Annotated in this window: 19 protein-coding genes; 11 read left to right on the forward strand and 8 right to left on the reverse strand. The window is 39.0% G+C overall.

Features of this window, described 5'->3' with window-relative positions:
* Positions 1-142: 142 nt before the first annotated feature.
* Positions 143-1,921, forward strand: coding sequence for a patatin-like phospholipase family protein (locus AB1Z56_RS06220; RefSeq protein ID WP_426791443.1), 1,779 nt, complete (start codon positions 143-145; stop codon positions 1,919-1,921).
* A 16-nt stretch (positions 1,922-1,937) separates the two neighbouring features.
* Here AB1Z56_RS06220 and AB1Z56_RS06225 read toward each other — a convergent pair whose 3' ends face one another.
* The gene (locus tag AB1Z56_RS06225; RefSeq protein ID WP_313263322.1) at positions 1,938-2,408 is read right to left on the reverse strand and encodes an OsmC family protein; all 471 of its coding nucleotides are present in this window, start codon (positions 2,406-2,408) and stop codon (positions 1,938-1,940) included.
* Between the two features lie 173 nt (positions 2,409-2,581).
* Here AB1Z56_RS06225 and AB1Z56_RS06230 point away from each other — a divergent pair, with 173 nt between their 5' ends.
* Positions 2,582-3,058 (forward strand): DinB family protein, encoded by a 477-nt coding sequence (locus tag AB1Z56_RS06230; RefSeq protein WP_309359546.1) that lies wholly within the window; start codon positions 2,582-2,584, stop codon positions 3,056-3,058.
* A 32-nt stretch (positions 3,059-3,090) separates the two neighbouring features.
* Here the strand turns inward: AB1Z56_RS06230 and AB1Z56_RS06235 are convergent, their stop codons facing one another.
* Positions 3,091-3,543: a DinB family protein gene (locus tag AB1Z56_RS06235; RefSeq protein ID WP_309359544.1), complete on the reverse strand. Its 453-nt coding sequence runs from the start codon at positions 3,541-3,543 to the stop codon at positions 3,091-3,093.
* Between the two features lie 292 nt (positions 3,544-3,835).
* On the opposite strand from AB1Z56_RS06235, the gene AB1Z56_RS06240 reads away from it, so the two are divergent.
* The 3 genes from AB1Z56_RS06240 (at position 3,836) to AB1Z56_RS06250 (ending at position 8,218) form a co-directional block, all read left to right on the forward strand.
* The gene (locus tag AB1Z56_RS06240; protein ID WP_426791444.1) at positions 3,836-6,196 is read left to right on the forward strand and encodes an ABC transporter permease; all 2,361 of its coding nucleotides are present in this window, start codon (positions 3,836-3,838) and stop codon (positions 6,194-6,196) included.
* 179 nt (positions 6,197-6,375) lie between these two features.
* A complete protein-coding gene (locus AB1Z56_RS06245) occupies positions 6,376-7,485 on the forward strand; it encodes a sensor histidine kinase (protein ID WP_313263318.1) in 1,110 nt (369 codons plus the stop codon).
* A 28-nt stretch (positions 7,486-7,513) separates the two neighbouring features.
* Entirely contained in the window at positions 7,514-8,218 is a 705-nt protein-coding gene (locus AB1Z56_RS06250; protein WP_309359538.1) for a LytR/AlgR family response regulator transcription factor, read from the forward strand.
* Positions 8,219-8,222: 4 nt separating this feature from the next.
* On the opposite strand, the gene AB1Z56_RS06255 is transcribed toward AB1Z56_RS06250, so the two are convergent.
* Positions 8,223-11,306, reverse strand: a complete 3,084-nt coding sequence (locus AB1Z56_RS06255; RefSeq protein WP_426791445.1) for a lantibiotic dehydratase — start codon at positions 11,304-11,306, stop codon at positions 8,223-8,225.
* Positions 11,307-11,318: 12 nt separating this feature from the next.
* Entirely contained in the window at positions 11,319-11,687 is a 369-nt protein-coding gene (locus AB1Z56_RS06260; protein ID WP_309359534.1) for a hypothetical protein, read from the reverse strand.
* Between the two features lie 296 nt (positions 11,688-11,983).
* Between AB1Z56_RS06260 and AB1Z56_RS06265 the strand changes: the two genes are divergently transcribed.
* From AB1Z56_RS06265 to AB1Z56_RS06280, 4 genes are all read left to right on the forward strand, one after another.
* Positions 11,984-12,175: a hypothetical protein gene (locus AB1Z56_RS06265; protein ID WP_426791446.1), complete on the forward strand. Its 192-nt coding sequence runs from the start codon at positions 11,984-11,986 to the stop codon at positions 12,173-12,175.
* A 190-nt stretch (positions 12,176-12,365) separates the two neighbouring features.
* Positions 12,366-12,626 carry a hypothetical protein gene (locus AB1Z56_RS06270; protein ID WP_309359532.1) on the forward strand — a complete coding sequence of 87 codons (261 nt, stop codon included), beginning with the start codon at positions 12,366-12,368 and terminating at the stop codon, positions 12,624-12,626.
* Between the two features lie 235 nt (positions 12,627-12,861).
* The gene (locus AB1Z56_RS06275) at positions 12,862-15,279 is read left to right on the forward strand and encodes a heavy metal translocating P-type ATPase (protein WP_309359530.1); all 2,418 of its coding nucleotides are present in this window, start codon (positions 12,862-12,864) and stop codon (positions 15,277-15,279) included.
* Positions 15,280-15,421: 142 nt separating this feature from the next.
* Positions 15,422-15,643: a cation transporter gene (locus AB1Z56_RS06280; RefSeq protein ID WP_426791447.1), complete on the forward strand. Its 222-nt coding sequence runs from the start codon at positions 15,422-15,424 to the stop codon at positions 15,641-15,643.
* Between the two features lie 230 nt (positions 15,644-15,873).
* Here the strand turns inward: AB1Z56_RS06280 and AB1Z56_RS06285 are convergent, their stop codons facing one another.
* Positions 15,874-17,157, reverse strand: a complete 1,284-nt coding sequence (locus tag AB1Z56_RS06285; protein ID WP_426791448.1) for a retropepsin-like aspartic protease — start codon at positions 17,155-17,157, stop codon at positions 15,874-15,876.
* 277 nt (positions 17,158-17,434) lie between these two features.
* Between AB1Z56_RS06285 and AB1Z56_RS06290 the strand changes: the two genes are divergently transcribed.
* Together AB1Z56_RS06290 and AB1Z56_RS06295 are read left to right on the forward strand one after the other, a co-directional pair.
* Positions 17,435-18,004 (forward strand): TlpA family protein disulfide reductase, encoded by a 570-nt coding sequence (locus tag AB1Z56_RS06290; RefSeq protein WP_426791449.1) that lies wholly within the window; start codon positions 17,435-17,437, stop codon positions 18,002-18,004.
* Between the two features lie 89 nt (positions 18,005-18,093).
* The gene (locus tag AB1Z56_RS06295; protein WP_426791450.1) at positions 18,094-18,987 is read left to right on the forward strand and encodes a cation diffusion facilitator family transporter; all 894 of its coding nucleotides are present in this window, start codon (positions 18,094-18,096) and stop codon (positions 18,985-18,987) included.
* Positions 18,988-19,044: 57 nt separating this feature from the next.
* Here AB1Z56_RS06295 and AB1Z56_RS06300 read toward each other — a convergent pair whose 3' ends face one another.
* The 3 genes from AB1Z56_RS06300 to AB1Z56_RS06310 all read right to left on the reverse strand — a co-directional run bounded on the left by AB1Z56_RS06300 (position 19,045) and on the right by AB1Z56_RS06310 (position 21,630).
* Positions 19,045-20,073, reverse strand: coding sequence for a Gfo/Idh/MocA family oxidoreductase (locus AB1Z56_RS06300; RefSeq protein ID WP_426791451.1), 1,029 nt, complete (start codon positions 20,071-20,073; stop codon positions 19,045-19,047).
* A gap of 88 nt (positions 20,074-20,161) precedes the next feature.
* On the reverse strand, positions 20,162-20,866 hold the full coding sequence (gene rpiA / locus AB1Z56_RS06305; protein WP_426791452.1) for a ribose 5-phosphate isomerase A: 705 nt from the start codon (positions 20,864-20,866) through the stop codon (positions 20,162-20,164).
* An 11-nt stretch (positions 20,867-20,877) separates the two neighbouring features.
* Positions 20,878-21,630: a DeoR/GlpR family DNA-binding transcription regulator gene (locus AB1Z56_RS06310; RefSeq protein ID WP_426791453.1), complete on the reverse strand. Its 753-nt coding sequence runs from the start codon at positions 21,628-21,630 to the stop codon at positions 20,878-20,880.
* Between the last annotated feature and the right edge of the window lie 188 nt (positions 21,631-21,818).

The following is a 21,818-nucleotide window of genomic DNA, read 5'->3' on the forward strand; positions in this document are numbered from 1 at the left end:
TTTCTTTCAATAAGTCCCTTGCTAATCCTATTTTTGCAGGCATTAATCGAATTGCTGACAGGAAGAAGGAACCGTCGGAAAAATAAATTGTGGATTAGAAAGAAATGCTAATTTTTAAGTCCTAAAATAATAATGTATTGTTATGAATGTAGAAAGTTCACCCTTATCGGAAGGAATTCAGAATATTGCCTTGAGTTTCTCCGGAGGAGGATTTAGGGCAGCTTCGTTTAGCCTCGGCTGTTGTCGTTATCTTTCTTTACTTCCTTACGGAGAAGGGACCATGTTAGATCGGGTAAAGTATATTTCTTCCATTTCGGGTGGGTCAATAACGGCGATGACTGTGTTTTCTATGCTTAGACAGGGCGTTCCATTTGAAGAAATTTATCTGCATTTAATTCGCCAGCTTCAGGGAAGTGAATTATTGGATAAGGTTTTTGAGATTTTAAATAACGAGAGCGCATGGTCGGCTAGTCCAGAAAAGAACAGAAATTTAATCAATGCGCTGGCCTTGGTGTACGATCAGCATATCTTTAAAGGTGCTACCTATGGAAGTCTTTTTGCCGGACATGTAGATAAATCGATACCGGTTATCGATGAATTATGCGTAAATGCCACGGAGCTAAATAATGGTATGAATTTTAGGTTTAGCACGCAGGGACGTATAGGCAATCAGTACTTGAGTTTAAATAGAGGACATCAATCTTCTTTCGATTTGATAAAGAAAATTAAACTTGGTGATATACTGGCCTGTTCCTCTTGTTTTCCGGCTGGTTTTGAACCGATTGTTTTTCCACGTGATTTTGCCTATTCGGAAGCAGATACGACGCTCTCCTGGAATGATCTTGGAGGCACTGTAAAAACAAAAGACTATTATTCAGGCGATTTTCAACCACCCACCCTCGATAGGGAGATGTTCTCCTTAATGGACGGAGGAATCGATGACAATCAGGGAGTGTATGCATTCAGGCTGGCGGATGAGAGAAAAACAAAAGGCTATGAATATGATTTGTATATGCCCTGCGATGTAACCAGTAATTATCTAAAAAAACCATTCAGGTACCCTAATGAGCGTAAATATCCGTGGTTAAATCGGAGTGCGGGCAGCTTATTTTCGAGTATTTATTCGACAGTTTTTGTACTATTGGTGCTGTCCATTCTGGTAACGGTAGTATCTGTAGTTTTTGTTTCGGCTGGTTGCAAGTCTTTGGTTTGGCCTATTATATTTGGATTTTCGCTATTGGGTTCCTTGATACTAGCTGCATTGCAGGTTGGGCTGGCTAAAATACGTAAAGTCATTGTGGTCAATACAAATCGATCTATGGGGGCCGAACGGACAGAAGGGACCTGGAACATTATGCTTAGAAAGTACAGTGTAGAGTTTATGGAAATGCCACTTGGAAAATTGCTGCAGTTATTGGAAGCTCGGGGGAAATCTGTTTTTCTTCTAGCCAATACCATATTTCTCAAAAAAATTAGACGTGCAAGTTACGAGCAACTGTTTAGTGATATGGGGATACCCAACAGCCAGATTGGTTTAACTACCGTCTATCTGCTGTCTACAAAGAATGACCGGATGTTGCAACAGGAGCTGAAAACTGATTTAAAAGGAAAAAATAGACCAATAAGTGTGGAAGATCCACGGATGATTCTAGATGTTTTGCAACCTAGTGCAGCATTGCGTTTCCATGTAGACAGCGCGACGGCCATGGAGACAACATTGTGGTTTGATGATTATCATTTGAAAGACGACGCCCTGGCAAGTTTACTGATTGCTGGTCAGGCAACGATGTGTTTTAATTTATTGCGTATCGTTCTTCGGATACCATCTTCTCATCATTCTTGGGAGGGCTTAAAAAAACAGCTGCTCATGGATTGGGAAAAATTTAATGAGAAACCTAATTGGATGCTTACTTCTACTTAAAAGATCCATTTTCTGATTAGATCGCTTGACATTTGGGATGGTGCAGCACAGTGAAATTGCATGAATTGGCAATAAAACAAAGTTTATTTGCTTGAGCATGTAAGGCTAACGCAAGTTCTATTTGAGACTCATCTGTAATGAGAACCTCGGGGTATAGAGTGACTTCTGTAAAACGACCACTGCCATCTATGTCCGTTGTTAAGGTGGCGACGGCATTGTCAGTATACGATAGAACCTGAATGCCGTTTTGTGAGCAGACATATAGGTAGGACATCATATGGCAGGAAATCAGGCTGCTGAGCAGTAAATCTTCGGGATTGTACAATGTGGGGTCACCCTTGAATGCTTTTGCTGCTGAAACATGGAGATCTGCTTTTCCTTCAATCGCAATGTGATGGCTTTTATTATAAATTTTTGATCCCTGAAGACTTGGCTGTTCAGGATGGTTCCAAATTAGGGACGCTTTAAAAATATGTTTGTAGCTCATTTTTGTTTCAAATTTAACGTATTATCCGATTTTAGTTCTTTTTTTTTATTGATTTTATTCACCCATGCCTGTCCTTGGATTGTTGTGCTTAACAGCTCAACGAATATTCTTATTTGAGATCGGTTGGAACTATTTTTGTAAGTAGGGTAGAACGAACCCTTTATATTTTAGGTATGGAGAATAAAATTATGGAATGTCTGGTCCGCCAATTGCAAGATGTGCAGGACGGATCGAATTGGTTGGATGAAAATTTTAAAAAGAAGCTGACAGGCATAAGTGAATATGATGCATTTATTCGCCCTATTCCCGAAGTTCACAGTATAGCAGAACTAGTCGCCCATCTACTGATTTGGCGGAGCGAGGGCATCAAAAAGCTTCAAGGGCATAAATCAAATGTAACAATAGATAGTCCTGAGAACTGGCGGTCAAATTCTGAATTAAAGGAAATGGGATGGGATAAATTAACAAATGATTTCTTTGCGTCTCAATTAGAATTAATAGAGTTGCTTAAAAATCAAGATGATCATTTCCTGTTTGAAAACGATTATGTTCCAGGCTATTCCTATTATTACCTTGTAGAAGGACTGATCCAGCATGATATTTATCATCTGGGTCAAATCGGTATTACAATAAAATTACTCCATTTGTAATCAGACCGCGCTTCAGTCTGATTACAGTATTGTTATGTGCGAACAAAAGTGATATAATCCGTATTGATAGGCTCAATGCCATTTTTCCGCATTTCGCTTGCTATTTGCGCTCTGTGATAGGTACCATGATTAAAGACGTGTAACAGGATGTCGTTGGCTTTATTATGAAAAGCCTGATGCTGTGTGTTTGTATAATTGACAGTTTCATTCTCCGCATCATTTCTGTGCTGAATCAGTTGCCCGAATCCTTCTGAAGCTAAATCGTGATACCTTTGGCAGTCGATGATACTGTGCTCGTCCCAAACCCCAACAGGTGGTTTTTCTCCAGTTAATCGACTTAACCAGATAATTTGTGCATTGACAATATGGCTAAAGAGCCGTATGCAAGAATGGGGTACTTTTTCACCTTCTTTTTTTAGTTTATCCAGTAGTGCTGTGTTGGCCCAGTCATTATATAACCAAAGCTGCATAAAAATAGTTGACATCTAATTGTTGTTTACGTGGGTTCAGTAAAATTAAATATACTGAAGATAGAAATAACTTTTTTATATCATTATCGAAAACTATTAAGTGTACCAATGCTGGGTGATCTAAACATTCAATTTAGTGGATTTGAAAGCCCCACCAAATGTTCATTTACGAACAATGTTTGTTCGTAAATGAACATCCTATCGCTGATGTATTCTTTTTAATTCTTTGATTTTCAGTGTATTTTTTGCATTGGCAAGGTGCTTGTGACCTTCTGCTTAACAATAACCAACCAATAGTAGACAGCTGATGATCAAGAATAATATTAAAATTGCTTTTCGCAATCTAACACGGAACAAGGGGTTTATGGCCATTAATATCCTTGGCTTGGCCATTGGTATGGCGTCAAGTATATTAATTATATTATGGGTAAATTCTCAATTCTGTTATGATAGGATGTATCCCAAAGCCGACAGAATTGGGATTGTAGGTTCAGTTGGACGAAACGACAAAGGAGTTTCCGTTTATTTCGTTACTCCCGAACCTTTAGCGGAGGTGATGAAGGCGGAAGTTCCAGAAATTAAACAGACTTGTCGATTAAGCAAGCTTAGCGGTTTTCTGTTTACTGCAGGTGATCAAAAGCTCATCGCTGGCCGAGGGGCGTTTGCCGATACCAGTTTCTTTTCAATTTTTCAACTTCCAGTTTTGGAAGGAAATCCAGCGGATGCGCTAGGAGACCCTTCGGCAATTGTGCTGACAAAAGATTTGGCTATTTCATTATTTGGTTCAACAGATGTCATTGGGAAAAATATCAAGATCGATAGTAACGAAATAGTACATGTGTCGGCAGTGTTAAAGGAGATCCCCAGCAATAGTCAATTTGCCGAATTGCAGTATTTCTTTCCCTGGGCATTTGCGGCTAAAATAGGGTATACGGATAATAATTGGTACAATAGCTCGATTTCAACCTTTGTTGAGCTGTATCCCAACGCAACATTTACGTCAGTACAGCAGAAGCTAAAAGATATCTCGAAGCGGCATGCTGAAGTCAAAAATGAGAATTTTCTGAAACCGATGAAGGAGAGTTATCTTTATAATGAATATAAAGATGGAGTGGTTGTAGGCGGGAGGATTGAGATGGTCCGTGTTTTTATCCTTATCGCTGGTTTCATTGTATTGATCGCATGTATCAATTTCATGAATTTAAGTACGGCACAAAGTGAGCGTAGGGCAAAGGAGGTCGGTGTGCGAAAAGTGATCGGCGCCCGGAAAAGTAGTCTAGTCTGGCAATTTTTATCAGAATCAATGCTACTGTCGCTGATTTCTGGAGTAGTTGCACTTATTTTAGTGGTTCTGATGATACCTTCCTTCGGCGATCTAATCGGAAGGAAGCTGGCTCTTCCGGTAGGCGAAGGTTATTTCTGGGTAGGATTTTTAAGTTTCATTATCTTGACAGGTGTATTGGCTGGAAGTTATCCCGCGTTTTTCCTTTCTTCCTTTAGACCGATTAATGTATTAAAAAATAGATTTTTCCTTTTTCAACAGAAAATAAATCCGCGAAAGGCTCTCGTTGTGACCCAATTCGCCATTGCTGTCTTAATGATCGTTAGTACGTTAGTCATTCGAAAACAAATTCAGCACGCTCTGAATCGGGATGCCGGTTTTAATACGGAGAACCTGATCTATGTAATGGAAAACGGAGATGTCACGAAAAATATTGCAATGATTCGACATGATCTGATTAATAAGGGGATCGCCAGCGCTGTAACCCGTACGATGTCTCCGATGACCGAACGTTGGAGTGGATGGGGAGGTGCATCCTGGGAGGGAAAGGACCCCAATCGAGCGGTTGTTTTTAACAGGCAGTCTGCCGATGACGGGCTCATTGAAACGACAGGTCTAACGCTTCTAAAGGGACGTGACTTTGACTTAGCTAATTTTCCCACTGATTCGATGTCAGCTATCATCAATGAATCTGCGGCGGAGGTTATGGCGATGAAGGATCCCATCGGAAATTATATTATGGACGGTGAAGATAAGTTTACGATTATAGGTGTGGTTAAAGATTTTATCCAGGAATCACCATTTAAAACAGTGACTCCCACTGTTATTGAGGGGGCGAGCAGAACGTTGGGGACAGTGCATATTAAGTTGAATACTACACTTAACATAAGCGATGCTTTAAAGAAAACTGAGGCCGTTTTTAAAACTTACAATCCAACCTATCCTTTTGAGTATCATTTTTTAGATGAAGAATATAGTAGAAAGTTTCAGGATGCACAGCAGACAGGTAGCTTGGCCAGTATTTTTGCGGGCTTGACAATATTTATTTCCTGCCTTGGTTTATTTGGTTTGGCCGCATACATGACCGAAAGCAGAACAAAAGAAATAGGCATTCGAAAAATCCTCGGAGCCTCTATATTTACCTTAACAAAGATGCTTTCCATAGAGTTTATTGTGTTAGTAGGGCTTTCATGTTTAATTGCATTCCCAATTGCTTATTGGGCAATGGATGGCTATATCAGTCAATATACCTACCGGATATCAATCGGGTGGGATGTTTTTGCAGCAGCAGCATTCGCGACTCTTTTGATTGCAGTATTGACTGTAAGCGCACAATCTGTTAAGGCAGCTTTGGCTAATCCAGTGAAAAGTTTGCGCGACGAATAGCAAATGTATTGTTTCTTTTTGTTTCTGTTATAATTGGTCTATATTCAGGTTTTTATATTTATAGGTTTTTGTTTTTTGTCGCAGAATTGTCTTTTTGCGGCATTACTTGACAGCTGATCCTATGACAAACTAAAGGATATTTTTATATTAGACTGATATTATTGACAGATATGCTATCTATGAACAGTTTTTTCCAAAATTACAATACTGGGAAACGTATTATTCTTCATTTGTGTTTTTGGTTTTTGGTTTTGGGAATGCAATTCATTTCCTATCAGCGGATAGATATTAATAATTCGTGGATATTGTTTCTAAAGGACGTATTTTCTTTATTGACAATATTTTATGTGACAGCATATGTCATTATTCCGCGTTGGTTTATTCCGGGGAAGTTTTTGTTGTGTATTTTATGGTTATTGTTTATTTATTCTTGGTGGTCGTTTCTAAGTTATTTTGGTGCGATGTTAACACTAAAATATTTAACACCAGATATTCGTTTATCAAGTTATCTCGAAATAGTACTAAGTAATGGAATCTTTGGAGCCTTTCGGCTTTCTTCCATTAGCGATTATTTATTGGATTTTATTTTTTTGGTAGCCCTACCATTGACGGTAAAATTTGTGCAGGCATTTATGTCTGTCAGAAATTCAAAAATGAAACTCGAATTGAAAAATGCCGCATTGGAATTGAACAACGTTCAATTGGAGCTTGCTTTTCTAAAATATCAGATTAACCCGCATTTTTTACTTAATACACTTTATAGCATCTATGTACTGGTATCCGATCACGATGAAAGAGGTGGCGAAAGTATGATGCGTTTAAGTAGTATTATGGTGTATTTGCTTCACGAAAGTAATCAGCCCAGAGTGGAAATTAGTCGCGAGTTTCAACTGCTAAAGGACTATGTTGAATTGGAAAAGTTACGCTATAATGAAACAGTGCAGATCGATCTAAATTTGGCGGCTGAAGACGAAAACTGCATGATGGTTCCTTTGATCTTTTTTCCGTTTGTAGAAAATGCTTTCAAACACGGACCTCGGTTAAGTTCTTCGGCAGGATGGATATCCATAGATATTAAGGTGAAGGATGATAAGGTATATATGTATGTGGCTAATGCGTATAGAGAACTTTCAAAACCAGAAAATTATATTGGCGGATTAGGGATAGAAAATGTAAAAAAACGATTGGAACTTCATTATCCTCATCATCACAATTTGGAAATAAAGTCGCATGAGGGTGTATTTAGTGTTAATCTTGTTGTAACTTTACATTCGGAAACAGAGCCGTAGCACCAAAGCTGTGGATTGCTAAGTATTTATGAATAGAATTAAAACTATCCTTATTGAAGATGAGCCGATTGCGAGAGGTCGCCTGGAGAAACTAGTTTCCAAATTGGGGCTGATCGAAATTTTGGGCGTATTTGAAAACCCATCGCAGGCCATCGATATCTTGAGGCAGCATGAGATTGACCTTATTTTGTCGGATATAGATATGCCGGAAATGGATGGAATTACTTTTCTCAAGGGACTTGCCCATCCACCATTTGTTGTATTTATAACTGGCCATTATGAATATGCTGTCGACGGATTTGAACTGGATGTAATCGACTACATTCTAAAGCCACTACTGACAGAGGAACGGTTGCTCAAAGCAATCGAGAAAGTTCAAAAAGCAATTTTGTTTTCTAGAAGAGGTCCACAAGGGGAAAGAAGGGCGATTAAGATAAAGGATCGGAACAAGACTATTTTTATAGATCCTGCTGATATTTTCTATCTAAAAGCTTGGGGGGATTATTTACAGATCTATTCTGTAGAAGGCATGCAAACTTTATTGTCTACCATGAAAGATATGGAAGCAGAACTGCCTTGGGATATGTTTGCCCGTATGCACCGATCCTATATAGTCAATGTTAAGCAGATCAAGGGGGTTGAGGCAAGCAAAGTAGTACTGAAAAATGGGACAGAACTCAGTATAGGTTTACAATATCGTAATCAGCTTTTTGCTAAGATGGGACTTATTTAATAGTTTAAATTATTGATGTCATACGCTCTTTCTGTTTCCCGATCTGCATTTTATAATAGCAAACCATAAAATGGTAGACCGCAAGCTCATGCAAACGTTGATCCGACATGAACAATCGGTTAATAAACATGTGAATATAGCTTGACAATAATGACGTCCGGGTTGTCTGGAACTCGTCTTGATCGGTATGTGTCCGTAATGTAGAAAATATGCTATATTGAACTGCATTTAGTTTCTCTTTGGCGTCTCCCAGATTGCCTAACGGTTTATCAAACCAGTCTTTTCTCTCTTTGAATTTATTGTTGAGGTGAACCCAGAGGTTTTTATTATTGTCAAATTCTTGCTGATATAGGGCATTCATCTGACTGCAGAAATCTTTTTTTTCGATCAGTGTAAATTTTGCGGCTTCGAGTAGCGACTCCATATTTTCGAAAGCCAAACGCCATCGATCGTTGATTGAAGTGCTTTGCTGAATTGCCATCAGTATGGTTTCGCTCTGCCGATAGAATAGCTCCTCGCTAAGTTCCATACATAATGGGGTATATCGTTCAATCTCCCGTACATAAGTATCAAAGGATATCGTTGAAATCTGACCTTCTTGAACAAATTGTTCCAATAGGGTATTTATAGTGGATATAATGAAAAAGCACTGGCTTGGATCTGAAACCTGCACCCTAAATCTAATGTGGGGAGCTGGATCGTTGTAACGTATGAAAAACCATTTTTTCATGGCTTCTTGTTGATTAATAGCAGCGATGATTAGGGGGAAAATATCCTTTAAGAGGCTGTCCGCAAAATGTAATCCGCAATAGATTTTGGCGTAAAGCCATTCGCTGCCCAAGGGGAAGCATCTTTTTAGGTTATTTTCTTGAGGGGCCGATTCATCTGTGAAAGTCTTATGCTCTGCTTCCATTGGAATAATGATCTCATTGGCAAAAACATTTTGGTCTTTATCGCTTGCTATAGATGAATAATCATTCAGGATATATTCGATTAAAATCGTCTCTCTTTTACAGAGGTGATCCAATAGTATTTCTGCGCAAAAAGGATTGTCTAAATTGATAAGTAGTTCATTATCGCCGCTGCTAATGACGACCATTGCAGGGATTTTGAGCTCTGCCTGCATATTTTTCACGAAAGCGTGGGGATCACTTGGGTATTTTGCGAGTTTTTGAATTCGCCACTGCGCTCGAGATAAGATAATATTTTTGTAGCTTATTCTCGGAAGCCTCGGTTGTTTTTTCATAATTCCCCAATTCCAGGACAGATCCAGCCTATTATTTTGGAACTGAAAATCTGCAAGAAATTTATATAAATTCATACCCTGCTCAAAATTGTGGGCTGTCGTCAAACGGGGGATAACGGCTTTATTGAATTTTTTGGACCACAAGACTAAGCGATTGTCTTTGAGGAACAGGTATAAGTCACTAACGTCAATTTGTTCTTGTTCTTCGTCAATAGTCGGGGTCAGACAGATTGATGCCCTTCGCATTGCTGGTCTATAAATGATATTTCCTGCATTGTTATCCGGGTAGTGACATATCTCGGCGAGTATGGCATTGGGTAGTTGCTGCTGTTCTTTCTCCGCCGATTCTTTTAACTTGCTGTTTAATTTTTCGTCTAAATGTGCGAATCTGGAAATTAGGTTGCCTGATGATGAACCGCCGATAGTTCCCAGGTTGAAGAATAGATTTTCCTGACAAGAACCTCTCAGAAGAGTGCCGATGGCATAGAACGAGGAAGGAATGCCATTGGTCGTCTGTTTACGCTGTTTAGCAATATGATCTAAATCTCTGCTGGTAAGCTGGATTTCTGTGAAATGACTTTTTACACTTTCTACAAATTTTTCAATGACTAGATCTTGATAATGGTGGTCGCTATATTTTTTTTCTCCGGTTGAGGCTATATTTTTTACTTCTCCAAGTATTTCATCGGTTATATTATAGACACCTTCTTGACGGCCATAACCAATACCGGTGTCGGGGTCCAAGGCTGTAGTCAGTGGGATCATTCTATCTTCATATTTATCAGAAAATGCAGCGCTAAACCGGTCGAAATCTGTTAATTTAGCCTGACTGCAAAGGGGTAGTAAATCTTGAAATTGATCTCTTAGGTGATTTAATGCAGTATTGGGTAACTTGTTGTCTTCCATGTTAATAAGCAGGTCTCCCTGTAACGCGTTGGTCATGTCAAGGTCTGGTACTATAGGCTGCAATAATTTAACAATGGCGTTCTGCATATCAATGACAGATTGAGAACTATGGAGCAGTGTTTTTATCCTTGATAAAGGATTTAAATAATATTCCTCCTTATCCACTCTTTCAAGAGTCATTATCAGACTGTCAAGATAACCTCGGCCAATTACATTGGGCTGTAATTCGGAACATATAATCCCAAGGTTGATGAGGTTATTGACGAATAGGGTAGCATGTGCTGTTGATGCCCCAAGACGCTGCAGCAAATCAGTCAATGATTGATAGTGGGCAGTTCTCTTATTGCTTTCGAAGTATTGGACGACACGATCCAAAACAGGGGTCAGCCTTATACGTTTCAGTATATTCTGTCCTTTTTTTCCATTTGTTACTTTTTGATAATATTTGTAATATTTGCCATCTAAGTATATGGTCGGATTAATGCGATAATAGAGTTGACTATAAATTCTTTTGTCTTCTGATAGCTGTGCAATGATTCCTGTCAGAATGGAGGCATCCAGTTTCAATACAGTTTTATGGCTATTACCCCTGATTAATGACACCTTTTTTTCGGAGGCTATAACGTTCCCTAAAGATACACCTGCGAATAACCCAAAAGGCGTGCTCCTGGTGCTCATCCGAATCGCATATTTGAGTAACGAAGTAATCATTTTTGGGCTGCTCTCTTTCTTGTATTCAAGCCATTTTTTGACCTCTACCCAGAAGGTTGGGCTTGCTAGAAATAGTGCTTCTTTTAATTGCTCACTTTGAAACAGATGACGAAGTTTCTCTTCCATCTCGTTTGCTTCTTTTATCCTTAAAAGATCAACGGCAACTGCCGCGGGAAGCAGGGGGGTGCGCAGAAGAAAATAATCGGATAACTGGAATAATGACATAGATGCGCAGGACTAGTATTGCATGACTTGTTGTATACAAGACTGAAACATTTCGGGCGAAATTGGTTTTTGCAGCGCAAAATGCTTCCTGTTTTTGATAAATTCTGGGTATTGCCAGCGCGACACAGCGGATGTAATGACCAGGATAGGAATATCGGCGATCAATTCGGCAAGCGTATTGATATTACCACCACTAACAATGAGATCTAAGAATAAGATGTCTGCAGATTTTAAATCATGACTAAATAATTCTGGATTTTCAATGTCCTCAACCATTTTTATCAGTTGAAGATCTGGGAACATATGGATGTATTCAACTATTTTTTTTGTTGCCAGTGGTTCATCCTCAATGAGAATACATTTTAGTCTGGGTGAAGTCATCTACTTGATTCTTTTTGTTTAATAGCTAATAAAGATGATTGCTGTAAAGGCGTCTACCAGAACGCCTTCACAGCATTATCCTCTTTTATATTACTTTTGAAGATGTGACTGTTCTAATAGTTACCAGTTCCATATCATCAAAATCAAAAAATGAGATCGGTTCGACTATGCAGACAGTTTGTACATCCAGTACAAAATCTTCTGCTAAAAAATTTTCAATGTTTTCCATAGCTTTTCGTTTGAATTGTAAACAAATGTGCTTTCTACGGAAAAGAACAACGAAAAATATCGACGGAATGGAAAATGAATCAGACGAACTAAAGGATTTATTCGATAAAAAAATCAGAACTTTCGCTATTTCTGTTTACGGTATAAACTTTCTCGGTGTAACCTATCATACGATAATTTACATGGGAGAAGAACAACTGTGTGCTGTTATAATATTCGACGAAATAGCGTTTGAGTACGATGAAATGGCAGTAGCTTAATTGTAGGATTCTATCCGGTTCGTTATCTTAGCCTATCTATTTTAGCGTTGAGAAACCATTTCTTTAGCCATTAAAGCCATGTAGCGTAAATAGATCGACCAACGAGAGGGCTTGAGGTAATTCCTTAAACCAAAAAAGCATCTGCCAAATAAATAGTGAGTAGTGTGGGCGCGTAAAAACAAATGAGAATATGAATTTATCTAATGAAATGCACGGTTTTTTGAAAAGAGAAGGTTTAAGGCTATTTAGAAAAAAAGTAAGCTGGCAGACCTCCGCGAAATATCAGATCTATGCAGATGGGAAAACGAAGATCGGTGTCGCATTCGACAGAATTCAAAATTTTATGGATGAATATACCAATGCATCCACGTGGGATGGAGTGGAGACTATTAAACTCGAAGAACGTGGTGATTATATCATTTATGGTTTTGTTGAAGAAGTCGAAATCTAAAGAAGAGTTTCATTTTGTGCTAAAATCCATTGATGTCATAAAACAGCGGTATCTGCGCAGGTCGTTTATATTCATGTATTTTCTTTCCAACCGGACATTAAATCGATTATTTTTTTTTCAGTTTAGTTTATCGTATCGTATTATCGAGTAAATCTTACAAATCAATTCCTTAATTGTGTAATGATTTGCATCCTATTTGTGGCCAAATTTGTGGTGTAAAATCAAACAATCAGTTATGGCGACAGATATTTATAAAGATACGGTTTATCTACCTTTGGAAGATGTTGAAAGCGAACATTGCGCATCAATTGTCGAAAAAGGACTAGCTCAGGTTAAAGGCCTAGCGAGCTATCGGGTGGAATTGAATAATCATAGAGCTGCTATCGTACCGAAGGATAGGGAAGCCGTCGTTAGCAGCGTAAAGACGATTAAAGATCTTGGCTATGGTGTTTCTACATTGACCAAAACATTTCCGGTTCTTGGGATGACTTGCGCTTCATGTGCCAGTAGTGCCGAAAGTATGGCGAAATATGAACACGGGGTTGTCAATGCGTCTGTAAATTTTGCAACAGGAAACCTGACTGTTGAATACCTGCCCAATATGACAGATCCTTTAAAAATTCAGAAGGCAGTCCAAGCTGGCGGTTATGATCTATTAATCGAAGATGAATCCACACAGCAGGAAACCTTGGAGGCTATTCACGCTGAGAAATTCCATAAGCTTAAGATCAAAACACGATGGGCAGTGTTGCTATCACTTCCCGTGGTCGTGATTGGTATGTTCTTTATGGATATGCCTTACGCTAATCCTATTATGTGGCTGTTTTCTACACCGGTAGTTCTTTGGCTGGGCAAGGACTTTTTTGTCAATGCGTATAAACAGGCAAAACATCGTTCGGCCAATATGGATACACTTGTCGCATTAAGTACAGGAATAGCCTACATTTTCAGTGTTTTTAATATGCTTTTTGCTGACTTTTGGCATCAACGCGGCTTACATGCACATGTATATTTTGAGGCCGCTTCCGTTGTCATTGCTTTTATTTTATTAGGTAAGTTGCTGGAAGAAAAAGCAAAAGGTAACACCTCATCGGCCATAAAAAAACTGATGGGGCTACAACCTAAGACCGTTATGGTCATTCAATCCGATGGAACAGAGCGTCAGGTCCCGATAGAAGCTGTTCAGGCAGGCAACATTATTCTGGTAAAACCCGGCGAGAAAATCGCAGTTGATGGTATCGTTATCAGTGGAAATTCCTATGTCGATGAAAGTATGTTAAGCGGTGAACCGGTCCCGGTTTTAAAAATGGAAAATGAGCAGGTTTTTGCGGGGACGATCAATCAGAAAGGCAGCTTTCGGTTCAGAGCGACAAAAGTTGGCAAGGAAACCATGCTGGCAAATATTATTAAAATGGTGCAGGATGCACAGGGGAGTAAGGCTCCTGTCCAAAAACTGGTCGATCGAATTGCTGCTGTATTTGTTCCTGTTGTCATTGGGATTGCTATTTTAACTTTTCTGCTGTGGTTTACTTTAGGCGGAGAAAACCATCTGGTACAAGGATTATTGGCGGCAGTAACGGTTTTGGTTATCGCTTGTCCTTGCGCACTAGGTTTAGCTACTCCTACAGCGATCATGGTTGGAGTGGGTAAGGGAGCTGAGCAGGGCATTTTAATTAAGGATGCGGAAAGCCTGGAGCTGGCCAAAAAGGTAACTGCAGTTGTTTTGGATAAAACTGGAACCATTACGGAAGGAAAACCTGTTGTAACTGATGTGTATTGGAATAATGATGAGGATAGTTTAAAAGGTATCTTGTTAAGCCTGGAAAAACAGTCTGAACATCCATTGGCAGAAGCTGTTGTAGCGTATTTTAATGATGTGAAAGTTACGCCAATATCCTTTATCGAAAGTATTACAGGGAAAGGTGTCAAGGGCAGTGAAGGAATCGAAACGTACTATGTAGGGAACCGGAGGTTGTTGGATGAAAATAGGATTACAATTTCGACGGAATTGATGGCACATGCCACTCAATGGGAAAATCAATCCAAAACAGTGATCTGGTTTGCCAATAGTCAGACCGCATTAGCTGTCATTGCCATTGCGGATCGGATTAAGGAAACTTCTGTACGCGCCATCAAGGAAATGAAAGCAATGGGAATTGAACTATATATGCTGACTGGTGACAACGAGGCTACAGCCAGGGCCATCGCTGCGGAAACAGGTCTCCAGCATTACAAAGCTGAGGTATTACCAGAGCATAAAGCTGATTTTGTTAAAGAATTGCAGCAAAAGGGGCAGGTGGTCGCTATGGTTGGGGACGGTATTAATGACAGCACAGCCTTAGCAACAGCAGATGTCAGTATTGCCATGGGAAAAGGAAGTGATATTGCAATGGATGTAGCGAAAATGACAATTATTTCTTCTGATTTGACGAAGATACCCCAAGCGATTCGACTTTCGAAACAAACGGTCGCAACGATTAAGCAAAACTTGTTTTGGGCGTTTATTTACAATTTAATTGGGATTCCCCTCGCTGCAGGTATTCTGTATCCATTCAATGGTTTCCTCTTAAACCCGATGATAGCTGGAGCTGCAATGGCATTGAGCAGTGTAAGTGTCGTCAGTAATAGCTTGCGCCTTCGCTGGAAAAAATAGCTAACTATGGTTGAGCTGTAGACCTCGTTTTAAACGGTAAATATTGTAAAATAAAATAGAAAAACTGTAAGTACAACCAAATGAATTATAGGGATATTTGGATAAGTAATTAAATAGATTGATAACATTAAAATTAAATAACATGGAAAGCAAAGAACTTCAATTTAAAACAAACCTTAATTGTGGCGGCTGTGTGTCCAAAGTAAGTGCTGATCTGGATGGTATGGAAGGCATCTGTGAATGGAATGTTGACACCAGCAATGCAGACAAAATTCTAACTGTAAAATCTGAAGGCGTTTCAGAGGAAGAAATCATTGAAATTATTAAAAAGAAGGGCTTTAATGCCGCGACCTACTCCGTATAATTGTTTAATAAATCTATAGACGCTCTATTATTAAACTGCACCCTAAAAGTTGGACAAAACTTTTAGGGTGTTTTTATGAAGTATAATTATGAGACGAAACTGCGCTCAGTTTTATTAGTTTAGTAGGGGGGATTCTACTGGCAAGGTTGCCAGGATGATCTGCAGCGAACAAAAGCATATAGAGACGTTTGGTTACGCATAAGGAAGCTCATGGAAAATAAGGATTTCTGTTAGTCAAAATGGATAAACATATCTTTAAAATTAAGTGTCATTTTAGAAAATTGCCGAATAATATCCTGACCTATATTTCCATATACAGTTTCATTTTTGATCTTCGATTTTAATAGGCTTATATTTTTGATATCGATCGGTTTGTCACCGATATGGAATGTATGCTGTATGACAAAGCCGTCATATTCAACTTTTCCACCAGCGCCTCCCATGGCGATTTTGGTCGGTATTTCATGTTTTTCGATACGCTGTTTGTAAGCTTCATAAAAAGGTGCATATAGGATCGTTTTTTCGGCTCCTGTATCAAAAGTATAATGTTTTCCATCAATCGCGATAAGTGGTGTCAATCCGTCTATTGCAAGATTTGAAGTTGTTTTTGGAACTGTCGGTGTCTTTGGGACAATAAAAAAATCATCTTGTGTAAGCTGTACTTCTTGCAAGGCTTCTATGACTGGAAAGCCTAATATGCCATTGATCTGATAGTTAATTTGTGGGATATAAAGTGCGCTGTCTGGAAAAACCAAGAATATAACGTCCGATATGTTGATGTTACCAAGTTTTAATTGTTTACAAACGGCTAAATCGGCTTTGATCGAAATACCTGTAATTGCGTCTACATCAATAGCTGCACGGATAATATCCATATGAAGACGTTTGGCCACGGACTCCGAGACTGTCGATAGGTTTGCTCCGGTGTCAAATATAAAACTTGCTGTATCACCGTTAATGGTTAGTTTTAGATTCTTCAACCCGGCTCTGTCTTTTGTCATTTTTAGACGGGTATCGCCATTCATTTCTATACGCTGTGGCCCTATATGTTCGAGAGCTGACCAGATTTTTAGATTGTTTCGGAGATCATCTTTTACTTCAGTTGAAAGCAAGGGATCGAATTCGTGGAGAATTTTTTGTGTCGTTCGCTTTGCGCCAGCATAATCTTTCAATTTGACAAAATTATCTTCCTGAATACGTTGTATTTTTAGTCGTAGTGTGTCAGGCAATACTTCAGATGATTTGTTCAGTAACACTATTTTTTTGTTTGAAGCAATTGGTTTGTTAAATGCATTATCGAGTATTGCCAAAATAAAAGCTTGTTCGTTAGTGCTAAAGTCAGTTTTATTGCTCATAAATAGCTCACGGGCGCTGAAGAAATCTTTGGACTCTATCAGCTGACAGAATGTGTTGAATCTAGTAGAAGTCACCTGAGCAAAATTAAGCTGAATGGAGATGAATAACAGGAAATAGGTTGATAGGTATTTTTTGAAATAATTTGCTGTAGAATTCATGAGGTATTCAATAAATTATCTTTTAATCAGTGATTTATTCATTTTTTTAAATGTCGGAAAAGTTCTTGTTAATTTCTAAATTTTATTTTTATTGTCGCTTATTCTTCTTACAGTCAGTGGCTTAGGTTAAGAAGGGATATGTGATGCTTGCGGCCCCGAATAATTAAGGTTAAATTAGCTAATGCTTTGAGAAATTTCTCCTGGAACGATGAGATGGAGAAGATCAGTGGAGGGCGATTTATTTGTAAATAGAATAATTTTAATGAAACAAAAGACAATGAGTATTAGGTTTAGTAGCAGATCTATTTTTTTTGGCCTTGCGGCGTTATCGACCAGTTTATTTTTTAGCTGTGGAAATACAGGAACCAAAAATGAGGTCAAGGCCGAAAAGGTGGAGGAACCTGCTGAAGCTACTGCAGACACAGCAACCATAACGCAGGAGTTATCTTTTAAGGATAAAGAAGGTAAGGTTCTTCAATTAAGTGCTTTAAAAGGTAAGGTCGTGTTTATCAATTTCTGGGCGACTTGGTGCCCTCCATGTATTCATGAACTACCTTCTATTGACCAGCTTAGGCAATCGCTTAAAGATAATAAGGATATCGTTTTTCTCATGGTAGATGTTGATGGCGACATGGATAAGTCTTCAGCATTCATGGCAGAAAATAAGTATGATCTGCCTCTTTATATAGCAGAGGGTGATATTCCTGCAGAATTCTTAGGACAGTCCATACCGACAACAGTCATCTTGAATAAAGCTGGAAAGATTGTAGAGCGTTTAGAAGGAAGCCGTGACTATGGGGCTCCTGAGATAAAAAAAGCTTTGGAGGATATCGCGAGCGGCAGCTAACGATCGATGTGATCACTATTTTCTACAGCTGGAGAATAGAATTTGAAAAGAAAAACAGTATTTTCGCGGTGTCAAGTTAATTTATAGCTATGTCCGAACTTCAAGAGCAGACTGCAGTCAGAACGACTTATTTTAGTATTGTAGGTAATGCATTACTGGCTTTGTTAAAATGGCTAGCTGGTTTTTTCGGAAACTCCTATGCGCTGATTGCGGATGCAATTGAGTCAACAGCGGACATTTTCTCTTCATTTCTAGTACTTTTAGGTTTAAAATATGCGCAACGACCTGCCGACGACAATCACCCTTATGGTCATGGTCGGGTAGAACCCCTTATTACATTTATTGTCGTTGGTTTTCTCATTGTTTCTGCAACCATAATCGCCTATGAAAGTATTGAGAATATAGGAACGCCACATGATCTACCCAAGCCCTGGACGCTATTTGTGCTGGGCGGGATCATTGTTTGGAAAGAGATTTCTTATAGGATCGTTATGAAGAAAAGCAAAGAAACAAATAGTTCTTCACTTCGTGCAGACGCTTGGCACCATCGAAGCGATGCGATCACATCAGTTGCAGCTTTCATTGGGATATCTATTGCATTGTTGCTCGGAAAAGGATACGAAAATGCGGATGACTATGCGGCATTATTTGCTGCTGGATTTATACTTTATAACTGTTATCATATTTTCAGACCAGCGCTTGGCGAGATCATGGATGAAAATGTATACGATGAAGTCATTGATAACATCCGGGAAGAGGCATTAAATGTCGAGGGGATAAAAGCGACGGAAAAATGTTTTGTCCGTAAATCCGGAGCAAAATATCATGTCGATCTGCATGCTATTGTCGATAGTGAAATTACGGTAAGGGAAGGGCATGAGCTGGCACATAAACTCAAAGACCATTTGATAGCACATATTCCTGACCTTGGTCATGTGATGATCCATATCGAGCCCAACGAATGCCGCTGGGAAGTAAATTAAAAATGGCAGCACATATCGCTTTTGTTGAACGGTGCCGCCATTTGATTTTTAGGAAGCTTAGGTGTTTTCAGCTTCAAGCAATTCGATCTGCCATTTAATCTGATCAGCTTGAATAGGGTAATCGACATTATTTCTTAAGCTGTCATAAATAGCTTCAAACAGCTGATTATAATCTCCTTTATGTGGGGTTACGAAAGATTCATGTTTTTGATTCGCTGCATCTATGGTGACAAGTTTCCCTTCGAGTCCTGCTGGCTCAAGGCCATAAGATGGATCGTCGGGTAGCATACCATCGATCAATTGCTGTTCTTGTACATCCGTCATATTCTTGATAAAACTCCCTTTAGTACCATGGATGACAAAGGCTGGTTGCGGAGAAGCGACGAGCAGACTGCCCGTTAAGTAGACGTTCAGTTCAGCTGGATAGTAGAGATGATAGTGAAAGTAGTCTGCAACTTTTGAATCAGGTCTGTTAATAGACGTCGTTTTGCTGAATTTAATCGGCTTTCCAAAAAGGGAGATTGCCTGATCAAGAAGGTGAGGACCGAGGTCATAGGTAATACCATTGGAAATATATTGCGTATCTTCCTTGAAGTATTTTTGTCCCAATTCCATTTTATAGCGATCAAATCTGAAATGCACTTCAATTAGCTTTCCTAATTCTCCACTTTCGATTACTTTCTTCATGTCTAAAAAATGACTGTCGTAGCGTCTGTTTTGATAGAAAAATAATTGTCTTCCTTGTTTTTTGCTAATGGCAAGTAGCGCATCAAATTGTGCTGAGTCATCAACGGCGGGTTTTTCTATCAAGACATGTTTTCCTGCTTCCAGGGCTTCTTTGGCATATTGGAAATGTGTATAATTTGGTGTGTTCACAATGACCAGTTCGATGCTGTCATCAGCTAGTAATTCTGCGATGTTATCGTAGCTTTTTATTGCCGGATAGAATTCATGTGCTGCTTTTTTCGATCGTTCTACAACAGCGCTAAGATTGAAATGTGGATTGGTATATATAAATGGTGCGTGAAAAACACGCCCTGACATGCCAAAACTAAGTATTCCTGTATTAATTTGAGTATGTTTCATGGTGATTTAAAATATGTTAGATCTGTCTTGTTAATTGTTGGATTTAATGACAACTTTAGTTCTATTTGGTTTCGCCCTTATCTGTCTTTTACTTCTCTGCTCGGTTTGCAGTTAGATGTGTTATGCCATCTTTTGTTGCCAATAGGCATACCGAACACAGTTGATAAAAAAGTGAATGTTCTACAACTCCTGTTATGAGTTTGATTTGTTTATTTAACTCAAGAATATCTGGCAGTTTAGAAAAATAAATATCTGCCAGGAAATTACCTCTCTCAGACAGGAGAGGACCTGATTTTTGTTCCGATTTTCGTAATACGACCTCGGCTATTGCTGTAGAATAGTTTGATTTTAGTTCTTTAAGTACCGATAACCAGGCTTCGGGTATAATTTCAACACATAGCGGATGCTTTGTGGTCAGTTGTTCGACCATCTTTGAGCCATCCACCAAGAGAATAAACTGTTGTGCCATATTCGCCATAATCTTTTCACCTGTGTGCACGCCGCCGCCACTTTTGAATGCATTTAAATGCATGTCCACCTGATCGCAGCTGTCAAAATAATAGTCCAATGTTGCTAGGGTACTGTTATCAATACAAATAAGACCATGCTGTTGGAGCAGCATTTTGGTTTCCAAGGAAGGTGATGTAAATTTTAAGCTGGATTTAAAGCTGATACTGCTTGCTATCAATTCGATGAAATAAGCTATTGTTGATCCCACACCCAGTCCAATGAGCTGATCAGGTTCTAATAGTTGAAGAGCAGCTTTGGCAGCTTCCTGTTTGAGATTAGTCATAAATGGTAAATTTATAAAATTGCAATACCTTGTGCCGCATAAGGTTGTAAAATATGATCCGAAGGATCCTTTTCTGTAATTAAATAACTGATATCAGACGCGGCGCATGTTAAGAAAGATGTGGGGGTATCGAGCTTATTGCTTGTTGTGGCAGCAACAATGTTCATTGAATTTTTACAGAGCACTCTTTTGATAGCTGTTTCTTCGAGAGTTCTTGCCGTAAGTCCGCGGTAGAGGTCCAGGCCGCACACACCTATGAAGCTGATATCTGCGTATATTTCTCCATAGGTGGAAATAGTTTGCTGTCCCTGCATTGTAAGAGATGATTTGCAGAAAGCGCCGCCCGCAAAAATCAAGCTGATGTTTGGGAGGCTTGCAAGTATATTGGCTATCGGGAGACTATGTGTGACAACAGTAAGGTTTAGGTTTTCTGGAATATTTCCAGCAATTGCCTGTGTTGTTGTGCCACCATCGAAAAAGACGACCTGATGATCTTTTAATAGCGTGATTGATTTTTCAGCTATGGATTGTTTCTCCATAACATCAAGGTTATTCCGGTCGTATATATCGAATGGAATATTTGACCGTAGCGTGGCACCGCCCCGAATAGCCCGAAGTAAGCCGGCGTCAGATAATTCTTTAAGATCACGTCGTACGGTATGTTCGGAAACACCAAGCTCGGTGGCCAAGTCCATCATCGCTAATTTTCTTTCCTTTTGGATTTTAATTAATATAAAATCGTGACGTTCTTCTTTTGAGATCATGCTATAAATATATGCTTTTATGTTAAATATTGCAATATTTAGCTTTGTTTTTGTTAAAATGTTGCAGTATATTGCAGTTTAGCCTGCTGTTTAATGTGAAATTAACTTATTTGGTTCTGGAGGATCGTACTCAATCCCATTTTGATGAACTTGCTTTTGCCGTACTTATTGTTTTTATTAGCATTATA

Source organism: Sphingobacterium sp. WOUb80 (genome assembly GCF_050058145.1).
Classification (GTDB): domain Bacteria; phylum Bacteroidota; class Bacteroidia; order Sphingobacteriales; family Sphingobacteriaceae; genus Sphingobacterium.

Bases quoted from the DNA above. Each gene is read 5' to 3' on its own strand.
- AB1Z56_RS06270 (WP_309359532.1), top strand. From the start codon at position 12,366: ATGAATTTATCTAATGAAATGCACGGTTTTTTGAAAAGAGAAGGTTTA.
- AB1Z56_RS06255 (WP_426791445.1), bottom strand. From the start codon at position 11,306: ATGTCATTATTCCAGTTATCCGATTATTTTCTTCTGCGCACCCCCCTG.
- AB1Z56_RS06230 (WP_309359546.1), top strand. From the start codon at position 2,582: ATGGAGAATAAAATTATGGAATGTCTGGTCCGCCAATTGCAAGATGTG.
- AB1Z56_RS06250 (WP_309359538.1), top strand. From the start codon at position 7,514: ATGAATAGAATTAAAACTATCCTTATTGAAGATGAGCCGATTGCGAGA.
- AB1Z56_RS06225 (WP_313263322.1), bottom strand. From the start codon at position 2,408: ATGAGCTACAAACATATTTTTAAAGCGTCCCTAATTTGGAACCATCCT.
- AB1Z56_RS06310 (WP_426791453.1), bottom strand. From the start codon at position 21,630: ATGATCTCAAAAGAAGAACGTCACGATTTTATATTAATTAAAATCCAA.
- AB1Z56_RS06235 (WP_309359544.1), bottom strand. From the start codon at position 3,543: ATGTCAACTATTTTTATGCAGCTTTGGTTATATAATGACTGGGCCAAC.
- rpiA (WP_426791452.1), bottom strand. From the start codon at position 20,866: ATGACTAATCTCAAACAGGAAGCTGCCAAAGCTGCTCTTCAACTATTA.
- AB1Z56_RS06245 (WP_313263318.1), top strand. From the start codon at position 6,376: ATGAACAGTTTTTTCCAAAATTACAATACTGGGAAACGTATTATTCTT.
- AB1Z56_RS06280 (WP_426791447.1), top strand. From the start codon at position 15,422: ATGGAAAGCAAAGAACTTCAATTTAAAACAAACCTTAATTGTGGCGGC.
- AB1Z56_RS06295 (WP_426791450.1), top strand. From the start codon at position 18,094: ATGTCCGAACTTCAAGAGCAGACTGCAGTCAGAACGACTTATTTTAGT.
- AB1Z56_RS06300 (WP_426791451.1), bottom strand. From the start codon at position 20,073: ATGAAACATACTCAAATTAATACAGGAATACTTAGTTTTGGCATGTCA.
- AB1Z56_RS06285 (WP_426791448.1), bottom strand. From the start codon at position 17,157: ATGAATTCTACAGCAAATTATTTCAAAAAATACCTATCAACCTATTTC.
- AB1Z56_RS06290 (WP_426791449.1), top strand. From the start codon at position 17,435: ATGAGTATTAGGTTTAGTAGCAGATCTATTTTTTTTGGCCTTGCGGCG.
- AB1Z56_RS06265 (WP_426791446.1), top strand. From the start codon at position 11,984: ATGGAAAATGAATCAGACGAACTAAAGGATTTATTCGATAAAAAAATC.
- AB1Z56_RS06240 (WP_426791444.1), top strand. From the start codon at position 3,836: ATGATCAAGAATAATATTAAAATTGCTTTTCGCAATCTAACACGGAAC.
- AB1Z56_RS06260 (WP_309359534.1), bottom strand. From the start codon at position 11,687: ATGACTTCACCCAGACTAAAATGTATTCTCATTGAGGATGAACCACTG.
- AB1Z56_RS06220 (WP_426791443.1), top strand. From the start codon at position 143: ATGAATGTAGAAAGTTCACCCTTATCGGAAGGAATTCAGAATATTGCC.
- AB1Z56_RS06275 (WP_309359530.1), top strand. From the start codon at position 12,862: ATGGCGACAGATATTTATAAAGATACGGTTTATCTACCTTTGGAAGAT.